We start from the raw sequence: 1,983 nt of genomic DNA, 5'->3' as shown, positions 1-1,983 counted from the left end.
GTTCAAGGCGTTGACCGTGTCGCGGTCGCCCTGCATGCCGGTGACGCTCGCCCAGTAGTTGACGGTGTTGGTGTTGCGCCAGTTATAGGCATCGCTGTTGGCTTCGATGCCGAGCCAGGTCAGGTCGCCGTTCTCGCGCTTGTCCAGCGAGTCGGTGGCCACGCCCGGTTCCGGGTAGTCGAGCTTGCCGTCATCATGGGTGTGGTGAGCGCGCAGGCCGATCCACTGGCCTGGCGTCCACTGATAGGCGGCGTCGGCGTACAGGTGCTGACGGTCCTTGTCCTTGGGCGACAGTTCCTTGAGGTCGGTGCGGTATTCGCTGAAGCGCTCGGCGACGCCGACATTGGCCTTGAGCAAGGTGGTGTCGAAGGTCCAGTTCAGCGCTTCGATATTGGTGTCGCGCCATTGGCCGTCGTCATTGCGCAGGCGTTGGCGACCGAGCTTGAGGATCTCGCCGGGGTAGGGCGTGAAGCCGCCATAGGCGACCCAGAACTCGCGCATCGCCAGGTAGTTCTTCTTGCTCTTGCGGTCGTCATTGCTGGTCTGTTGAGTGGCGTCATCCGAGGACTGTTGCAGGGTGTCGGTCTCGATGATGTCGCTGGAGGTCACGGCTTGGCCCATGGCGTAGGCGCTCCAGTTGCCGCTTTCACCGTAGATCCACGGGCGCAGGTCAAGGCCGATGCCGTTGACGTCGCCGCCTTTCTGGGTGCCCAGGTCGCGGTCATCTTCGGACTGGCCGGTGACTTTGACTTCCAGGCCGAAGTTCTTGGCTTCGGTCAGCGCCGCCAGGGTCGGGCACGACCACAGCAGGGCGAAGGTCAGGCCGATGCCGGCCTTGACGAATGGGTTGAGCTTCATAGGGATTCCTCGCCGTCTTCTTCTTGCAGGGCGTGCAATTGCAGCGTGCTTTGGGCCAGGGTGCCGCGCACGGCCAGCTCCTGTTGCACCAGGCGTTGGCCTTCGGCGCGTTGTTCCGGGGTCAGCGGCGCTTCGAGCTGGGTCGCCAGGTCGTTGGCTTCCGGCGTGTCCTGGGCCTTGGCCAACTGGCTGAAGACATAGGCGTTAAGCGGGTCGGGCTTGGTGCCCTTGCCTTGGGAAAACAGCTGGGCAATCGCGAAGTCGGCGCTGTTCTGGCCGTTGCGCGCAGCGGTCAACAGATGGTCCAGGGCCTTTTGCGAATAGACCTTGCCCAGGTAGCCACGGCGGTAGATCTGGCCGAGGTAGTAGTCGGCGGCGACTTCGCGGCCGACGGCTTTCTGGAAGTGTTCTTCGGCGGCCTTGGCGTCAGCCGGGACCCACTTGCCTTCGTAGTAGAGCTTGCCCAGCAACAGTTCGGCGCGGGGCTGGTCGGCGGCGCGGCCGTTGTCGAGGTACTTCATCATCTGGTCGACGTCGCCCAGTTCCGGGAAGTCGTAGAGCAGTTGCGCCAGGCTGACCCAGGAGGCCGGGTAGCCGGGGGCGATTTTTTCCAGCAGGGCCTGGGCGGTTTTTTCGTCGGTCTTGCCCAGGCTTGCATCACCCAGTACACGAGCCACGCTGTCGACCCGTTGGGCGGTGACGGTGCCGCGGCTGTAGCCGGCTTCCATCTGCTTGAGCAGGTCGGCCTGTTTTTCCGGCTCGGCTTTTTTCTGGTAGACCGTGGCCAGCTCGACGTAGCAGATATCGGTGGTGTTCAGCGCCGCCTTGCAGATGCTTTCCACTTCATCCAGGTGCTGGTCGTAGGTGTCCTGGGTGCGATACAGCAGCACCTGGGCGAGACCGGCTTCCGGGTAACCCGAGGCGCGCCATTTGCTGATCTGCTGCTGGGCGTTGATGTTCGGGAAACTGTGCGGGTATTGCAGGTAGAGCATTGCCAGCGGGATCAGGGTGTTGCCTTCGCCATTGGCAAAGGCTCTTTTCAGCAGGCCTTCGGCTTCATGGTGTTCGGCTTCGGTCGCGCCGGGCTTGGCCACCAGCAGGCGGCCCAGGCGTGCCTGGGCACGG

Annotated in this window: 2 protein-coding genes; both read right to left on the bottom strand. The window is 63.5% G+C overall.

Annotated features, from left to right (window positions below; translation table 11 throughout):
* Positions 1–858: alginate export family protein (locus tag HX846_RS31745; RefSeq protein ID WP_178966918.1), on the bottom strand; the 858-nt coding region annotated here is incomplete at its 3' end.
* On the bottom strand, positions 855–1,983 hold a 1,129-nt coding region (locus tag HX846_RS31740), incomplete at its 5' end, for a sel1 repeat family protein (protein WP_178966917.1). The genes HX846_RS31740 and HX846_RS31745, both read right to left, overlap by 4 nt.

The organism is Pseudomonas sp. K5002 (genome assembly GCF_013386655.1).
Classification (GTDB): Bacteria; Pseudomonadota; Gammaproteobacteria; order Pseudomonadales; family Pseudomonadaceae; genus Aquipseudomonas.
The sequence above is the reverse complement of the archived record's forward strand: the minus strand, read 5'-3'. Positions and strand labels throughout refer to the sequence as shown.